At 35.7% G+C, this 8442-nt stretch carries 4 protein-coding genes and 2 pseudogenes; all 6 read right to left on the bottom strand.

Features of this window, described 5'->3' with window-relative positions:
• Window positions 1–345: 345 nt before the first annotated feature.
• Window positions 346–714, bottom strand: coding sequence for a VOC family protein (locus N0M92_RS28470; RefSeq protein WP_260288934.1), 369 nt, complete (start codon window positions 712–714; stop codon window positions 346–348).
• A gap of 358 nt (window positions 715–1072) precedes the next feature.
• A complete protein-coding gene (locus N0M92_RS28465; protein ID WP_260288933.1) occupies window positions 1073–3358 on the bottom strand; it encodes a zinc-ribbon domain-containing protein in 2286 nt (761 codons plus the stop codon).
• 156 nt (window positions 3359–3514) lie between these two features.
• On the bottom strand, window positions 3515–4828 hold the full coding sequence (locus N0M92_RS28460) for a M1 family metallopeptidase (RefSeq protein WP_260288932.1): 1314 nt from the start codon (window positions 4826–4828) through the stop codon (window positions 3515–3517).
• Window positions 4829–5112: 284 nt separating this feature from the next.
• Window positions 5113–5957 (bottom strand): annotated as a pseudogene (locus tag N0M92_RS28455) (alpha/beta fold hydrolase).
• Window positions 5958–6446: 489 nt separating this feature from the next.
• On the bottom strand, window positions 6447–7742 hold the full coding sequence (locus N0M92_RS28450) for an IS110 family RNA-guided transposase (RefSeq protein WP_260288930.1): 1296 nt from the start codon (window positions 7740–7742) through the stop codon (window positions 6447–6449).
• A 204-nt stretch (window positions 7743–7946) separates the two neighbouring features.
• A pseudogene (locus tag N0M92_RS28445) lies at window positions 7947–8315 on the bottom strand (phosphoribulokinase); the annotation flags it as partial.
• Window positions 8316–8442: the final 127 nt, after the last annotated feature.

Here is an 8442-nt window from a genome sequence, read left to right as displayed (position 1 = left end):
TTCTATCACGCGCCCTCGTTCATCAACAAAACAAGCGTAATGAACACGCTTGGCAATATCCATACCAACAACGAGTGTATTTTCAGTAACTTGATTAATTTTTTCATTCCATTTAAACTGCATAGAGAAGTCCTCCTTGTTTGATGCTGGGTCAATGGTCGTTGACACTCATGCATCATACAAGAGGGCTCTTTTTCTTTCAAGACCTCGAACATCCTTCTAACAGGAATGCTGCCCCGTTAGTGCCATAAGAAAAAGCTGTCTTAAAGACAGCTCCGTTCTTCAGCTAACGCACCCGTTAGTTCTATAAGGCCTTGTATTGTACTCTATGTTTCAAAAAAGAACTTATAAGTTCAAATTTTGAATCATTTCTACCCTATTACCAAATGGGTCTCTAAATTCAAATCGTTCAAAATTTGGAATTGGAACACCATCAAGTATTTGTATATTCTCTTTTGTTAATCTATTTTTCCAATATGAGATGTCTTCTACTTCGTAAGCAATATGTGCTTTCGTTTTCAATCTATCAAAATCATCTTCTGTTCCTATATGTACATCTTTATCACCGACTTTTAACCAAAATCCTCCTCGTCCTTTAAGGGATTCGGGTTTTTCGATTTCTTGTAAACCTAAAATACCACAATAGAACTTTTTAGCCTTTTCTTCAGTCTCCTTTGGAATAGTTATCTGAACGTGATGTAATCCTTTAATCATTTTATCACCCCTATGAATTCAAATTTTTCCAAAAACTTCCCCTTTAACTAAAGGATACTAAACTTCCAAAGTAAATAAAACTTTATATTATTTATACAAATACATAAGAATATCTTATGGTTAATGTTTTATACTTATAGTTACATCTTCAATTAACCTGCCCCGATAGTTCCATAAAGAAAAGCTGCCTTAAAGACAGCTCCGATCTTCAGCTAAAGCACCCGTTTGTTTAAGTACAATAATTCACAAACTTACATCAAATAAGAAAAATCCTTTTCATCGACTTCTTCAGGAACTCGCACTTTAAAGATGAGGTATGTTGTTTAAGTTGCTTCTCCATTAGGGTAAACTTAAAAAGTTAAACTCTAGTTGAAAACGTCTTTTTACATTGAGGACATTCTTTACCTAGCGATCGTTGATAAATTTGGTCTTGCCACTCATGTCCGTTTTCACATTTCCACCACGCTGTTTTTCCCGATTTCGGAGTGACATCAAACGGGGTTATATCACCATTTTTCACCGGGTGCCACTCATTAGAGAGCGATGGGTTATCATTTGCTAGGCAATTTTCCTTTGTAGCATATCTTCCACTGCAATATGGGCAGCCATACTGTCTTCCATTCCGTTTTGTTATGCTTGTTTCCCATTCGTGCCCACTCTCACATAACCACCAAACCTTTTTACCGGAATTAGGTGTAACATGATAAGGCGTTAAATCACCGTTTTTCCTCGGGTGCCATTGTGCTGCTATTTCAGGGTTTATTACAGCTAAGTTGTATTCATCACTTGCTTTTTTTCCAGAACAATAGGCACAACCTCTATTGGCTGCTCGGCTTGAAACTACTGCTTCCCACTCATGACCTTTCTGACACTTCCACCATACCTTTTTATTTGAAAAGAGCGTAACATCAAATGGCGTTAAGTCATCGTTTTTTTCTTGGTGCCACTCACTCGCAAGTACTGGATTCAGGGTAGCTAGACAATTTTCTGTATTTACTTGCCGACCACTACAATACGGGCAATTATCTCCTCTATTGCTTCTTTTAACAATCCTTGTTCTCCACTCATGCCCTTTTTCACATTTCCACCAAATATTATGTCCTGCACTAATGGTTACATCATATGGAGTCAACTCGCCATTCTTATCAGGATGCCATTCACTTGCTAGTTTAGGATTTACATTTGCTAGACAATTACTTTCATCGACTTTTCTTCCGGTACAATAAGGGCAACCATGTCCCCTTGTTCTGTGAGTGATAAACGTTTTATATTCATGTCCATTTTTACATATCCACCAAACTTTTTCGCCAGAGCCTAATGAGAAGGTAAATGGGTCCAAATTCCCGTTTTTTTCTGGATGCCATTGTTTCATTAATTCAGGATGGTTTCCAATACTGGATTCTCTTATTTTAAAACGGTATTTTTCAACAATATCAACTCTGTCTTCATCAAGGTTAAATTCAGTTGATATCGTTTTTCCGGTAATATCCTTTATAATGTCGATCAGCTTTGTGAATGCACTTTCTAAATCCTGATGATTTGTCGAAATTTCTATTAGTCCTTTGATATTTAATAGTTTTAAAGGCTCTTCACGAAGACGAATTAGTTTTATCTTTCTTTTTAGAAGCTCACGAGTTTTTCTTTTATCTTCTTTATACCTTTTTTCATGATAATACGCTCCATCATATTCTACGGCAATATTTTCATCTTCAATAAATATATCTACTTCCATCCCATCAATGAGGGTTCGATTTGTTACTTGCTGATAAGCATTTGATAGGTAATAAAAAATCGCTTGTTCTGGAAAAGAGGTAGCGCTTGAGCATTTAGGGCAGCCTCTGCCATTATTACGACTTGAAATTACAGCCTCCCACTCATGCCCTTTCTCACATAACCACCACGCTTTTTTTCCAGAGCCACTTGTTACATCGTGTGGTGTAATTGTACCGTTTTTCTCTGAATGCCATTCACTTGCAAGAGTGGGGTTATCATTAGCTAAGGAAGTTTCTGTTGTAACCATTCTTCTACTACAATACGGGCAACCCCTACCTTTAGCTCGGTGATGAACTGTTACTTCCCATTCATGTCCTTCTTCACATAACCACCATACTTTTTTACCTGATCCTGGAGTTACGTCATATGGTGTTAAAATTCCATTTTTCTCTGGGTGCCATTCACTTGCAAGAGTAGGATGTTTTTTTGCAAGGTTATATTTAGAGCTTGCTTTTTTTCCAGAGCAGTAAGGGCAATTATTAGCTCCAGTTCTTGTACGACTTGATATAACCGCTTCCCATTCATGTCCATTTTGACACTTCCACCAGGCTTTTTTACCTGATCCGGGTCCAATTTCAAATGCCGATACTTTATTTTTCAATGGATGCCACTCATTTTTTAAGTTTGGAAATTTCACTGCTAAACTTTTAGTTAAATCAACTTTATTTCCACTACAATATGGGCAGCCCTTACCGTTGGAGCGATGATAAATGTATGCCTCCCACTCATGCGCCTTCTCACAAACCCACCATACTTTTTTACCAGAGCCAGGAGTAACGTCACTTGGGGTAAGGGAACCGTTTTTATCCGGGTGCCATTGTTGCGATAATTCTGCATTAAATTCTAGAAGTTTTTTTTTATGCTTTGGCATAAAATCACAGCCTTTTTCTTCCATCATAACGCGTATGGATAAATTTTCAAATAACTAATCAAGCTATCACAATCCTATGTATCAGCTGTTTCATGCTATATCAGCCCCAAAAAAGTCAGCTAAGAAAAGAAAAAATATGAGATATATTAAATGACTTTAGTTTAAATTTTCATTGTTATTCTCTAATAAAATCCAATCTTTAAAATAGTCATCATTTTTTAAGTTCAAATAGTATTTTAAAAAACGTACAAACTCTTGAGTATCTACTTCTATATATTGATAATGGTCATAATAATTTTTGAGAAAATCTTCTGCTTTTAATTCTCCGCCATTTTCTTGAAAAATATTCCAGAGCATTGTGGAAGATTTCCCATAAATATAATTACTCTGGTCGTCAGAAGAGTATTTATCTAGTGGTAAGTTTACAGGTAAAGTAAGTTCCTTAAAGAGCTCTTTATCAAAAGAAATATCATTACCTTGATTTACATAAAACAACAAAGTAGCGAGATCTGTTATACCTTCATCCAGCCAGGCATCGTGAAAAGGATCATTACTTATAACCCCATAAAACCATTGATGAGCAATTTCGTGAACGACTATACGCTTTAGGTGTTCAGGACTTTCAAGACGATTATAATTAGAACCTGCTGTTACTACACCTGGATATTCCATTCCTTTTTCATCTAAAATAATATCCAGTTGCTTATGAGGATAAGGTCCAAAAGTATCTTGAAAGTAATTCATTGCTTCGCTAGCCATCTCGCTTATTTCTTTATGTAACTCTTTCCTTTCATCAACCCCAAATACTCTTATTGTAATGTCACCTGTCTTCTTTTGGATCACATTCGGTTCTTTCAATAATGAAATATAAAATTCTTTTAAGTTGTCCCCTTCTAAAACGCCTGTACGTTTACTTGGATACCCATCATTATCGCCGGATGAAATTAGGGTTAAATCTTTTGGCAATTTGTATTGTATTTTGAAATCACTAAATGCAGTATGATAGCTCTCACCTTTAAGCCGATACGCTTCCTTATTCCATTTATGGTTTCTATATGTGGCAATCATAGGATACCATTGTGCTAAAAAATAATTATTTTCATTTTGGGTAAATCTATAACCCTTCTCTGGTAGTGTGAATTCATACTTAATGTCCACAACTACATTTTGATTTGGTTCTAACTTTTCATTTAAAGGAATTGTTAACGTATCCTTTTCAAGATTGAACTTTACTTTTTTTCCATTGAGATTAATGCTTTCAACTTTAACAGTAGATGGTTTTTCTAAGTATGAATTAGTTTCAGTAAACATATTTGGAATAAAGTAAAATATTAACTGTTCCCATTTATCAGTAGAGATATTTTTAATAGATGTAGTTGAATGGATTTTAAAATTCCCTTCAACATCCATTTCCATTTTAATATCGTACTCAGACTCGCTACCTGGAGATAATCCTTTTGGTGAAAACATTTCCTTCTCCTGTTTAACCGTTGAAGTGCTTCGAAATTTCACCTTTTCAGTTCCATATATCATCCATATTGAACCAGTTGCAATTAATAGTAGGCATATAATAATTATTTTTTTAATCTCTTCACCTCATTATATTTCGATTTTAACTACTTAAAGAAAGTAATTCTTCAAAAAAATGTAAAACCCTTCTCTTTTTCTTATTAAACTAACCTGCCCCTATAGTTGCAAAAGAAAAGGAGCTGCTGATCAGCTCCTGATAATGAAGTAAAGCACCCGTTAGTTCATTAAGAATAGGTTGTCGTTGTCAGTCCTTTGAAATCAGAAACCATCTGAAGGAATTTTTCTTTCTCTTCTAAATACGGAACGTGATTACTTTTTTCAAAAATATAAAGTTTTGAATTTTTTAAACCTGCATTTATTTCTTCAGAAAAAGCAAGAGGACATTGGGCATCGTATCTTCCACAATAAACAATGGTCGGGATAGTAACCTGATACAGTTCATTTTGAATGTCGTAGTTTGGCAAGTCATTAAAGGAATAATAATCTAGCCTTTTATGTACAACTTTTCCACTGCTCGGTTTCTTAAAATATTCATCCCATCTTTCTATGTTATATAAAGACATATTAGTCCATTCTCTGTTAGCATTTCTTCGCTCTTCAGTGGTAGAGTCAGGAGATTTTAATACGGCAAAAATCTTTTTTAGTTTTTTATTTAGTGGACTTCGGGGACTATAAATACTGCCTTCGTGTTCCATATATCTTTTAGTAGCAGTTGCTCCTCCAACTAATAGTTTTGTCAGAGATTTTGGAAACATTGTTGCATAAACTAAACCAAGCATTCCTCCGGTTGAATGCCCTGCAAAGCACCATTTATTATAATTTAAAGCTTCTCTAATAGCCTCTAAATCCTTAGAGCTTTCCTTCCTTCTATACCTGCTTTGCAAGAGTTTCCTGCTTCTTTTAAGTTTATTAGATAAACTTTGAATTGATCTACGAAAGTGTCGGCGAAATAATAACCTAATTCATTAAACTCACTATATAAATGGGTAATACACACTGGTTCTCCTTTTCCTTGGGTAAAGATCTCAAACTTTCCACGAGATGTACTTATAAACATTCTCTCCCACATAACAATCCCCCTAAAAACAAAAAATGTATATTATTGTAAATTCTACGTTTTTTAGAGGAAATCCTTCCAAGTTACTGTTGAACTAAACTCCCTCAATAAACTAAACACAATCTCTCGATTTCTCTAGAATTCTTTGAATTTCATGGTCATATCATTAACAGTTATTTATGTAAGCTCGGCATCACTCCTCAAGGGTAGGGATTTATCGAAAAAAGTGTATGCTAAACTAGCCAATTATAGGAAAAAATTGGTTTAAGCAATGTAATGATCGCACTTTAGGATATCCACATGTCTCATGGAGGTCAACCCTCCCATGTCTCACAGAGTCGATGCTCCTACATTCCTTCGTTCAACCTTTCCATGAGGTGGATGTCGGTCATGCTGCCCCACAGGATCTAAGCCCTCACGTTAGTTGCTTTGCCGACTAATCCGTGCTTCACTTTTAAATGAGTGTTAATTAAATGACCGTGTAACCTTAAATTCGATGAACTATGCGACTGTTTGATGTACCATAAATGTTGCCATATGAGGGATATCCATTAACATCTTGTCTTCTTGAAACGTAAATTGTTTTTTACCGATTGAAAACAGAATTCGAATAAGCTTGTTACACAAGGCTATCAGAGATTGCATTTTTTTTAATGGATTCTGAGCACGTGTTGTGTAATATATATGGAGAGCTTTAAAAGCCTTGTTCTTTGCCACCAGTATCATGGCTGCCCGGAATAAGAGAGCCCTCAATTTCTTTCGTCCCCGTTTGGTAATCTTGGTCTGACCTTTGTGCTTTCCGGATGTGTTTTCTTTTAAACTTAAACCTGCTAATTTTACGATTTGTCTAGGATGCTGATAGTCTCTGAGGTCGCCGACCTCTGCGAAAAACCCTGCTACTGTATCTCGACCGATTCCTGACACCTCTAACATCTGTGTGACACCTGGGATATGGTCTAATAACTGATCTAATTGATGATCTATTTCTTCGAATTTCATTTGAATAAAATCATACTTCTCTAGTAAAGCTCTCAACTCTAATTTCGCCATAGCTGCCCCTTGACGAATACCAATCGAACGATTGGCTGCTTCTTTAAGTGCTCGTATTTTCTTTAAGCCTATACTGCGTTTTACCACTTGTCTTAGGGAAAGTAAGAGCTCTTCATCCGTATACTTTACAAGTTCATGTGGCAAAGCTTCTAGCTTTAGAAAATGAATAGCTGCCTTGCCTTCCCAACTTTTGAACACCGTCAAAAATTCGGGAAAGTAACGATCAAGCCAGTTATGAACTTGTCCCTGAACGACCTGTAAATCAACGTTGAGAAGATCGCGAAGTTTTTTGGCCACTCGGAGTTCTGCATAAATTCCTTGTGGAATTGTTGGTTCGGCGTATCTTCCGTCCTTGACTAACTGTGCGATGACTTTTGCATCTTTCACGTCATTTTTTGTAGGTGAATTATCGTCTAATTCTTTACTTCGTTTAACATGTAGTGGATTGACAGATACGAACTTAATATTATTCTCTTTTAGAAGATGAGCTAGATTTAACCAGTAATGACCAGTTGGCTCCATGCCTACAATCACTTGATTTAGCTTGAACTCTTTAACAAGTTGGTTAACCCAATCTAGAAACGAATGAAATCCTGCTTTCGTATTTTCAAAGAAACACGTTTTACCCAGTTCCAATCCTCTAAAATCTTGTGCTCTCGCGACATGATTGTGCTTGGCGATGTCAACTCCGACAATTAAGGTTTCAGAAGTAATTTGAGTGATTTTATGATTTTGGTTATAATTCATTGTGAGGCCTCCGATAGATGTTTTTGTCCTTTTTAGCTGGCCAGCTCTGGACACATTCATCTTATCAAGAGGTCTTTTTTCGTTCAAACCTCATTTTCAGTTATTACAGGAATGCTGCCCCTATAGTTCCATAAAAAAAAGCTGCCTTAAAGACAACTCCGATCTTCAGCTAACGTACCCGTTCTAAACACAACAAATAGTTGATTATTTGCATTTAAATTCAAATGTATTTTTTTCTAGACATATTGCTTCATCAAAAGTTTTGAAAATAATATCAAAACGCTGACTGTATGGATGCATAAATACTTCGTACTGAACCCGACGTTCTTCATGAGACTGCCTTAAATAATTGATATTGGTTCCTCTCTCAACAATATCACGGCTCGACCTTCTCATTAATTCCGTTTCACCATCTGTATAGAAGTAAATTTTTAAATCAAGTAAATCTGGATTAATAAATGCGACACTCATTCCTTCTACAATCGTTACTTTGTTTTTCGAAGAAATTAACTCACTTTTCATATAATGCGTATCTATTGTATATAAATCTAAACCATCTTTAACCATCTGAACTGGAGTTAGTATAGTTTCATGGACACATTTTAGTTAAGTCCTTACAATGATTTTTGAGAGGATGTGTCCGTCTTGGAACGTAAGAATACAGGTAAAAAATATAATAATGAATTCAAGAAGACTATTG

The sequence above is a fragment of the Peribacillus aracenensis genome, assembly GCF_025175645.1.
Taxonomy (GTDB): Bacteria; Bacillota; Bacilli; order Bacillales; family DSM-1321; genus Peribacillus; species Peribacillus aracenensis.
This window is presented reverse-complemented; position numbering and strand designations above follow the sequence as displayed.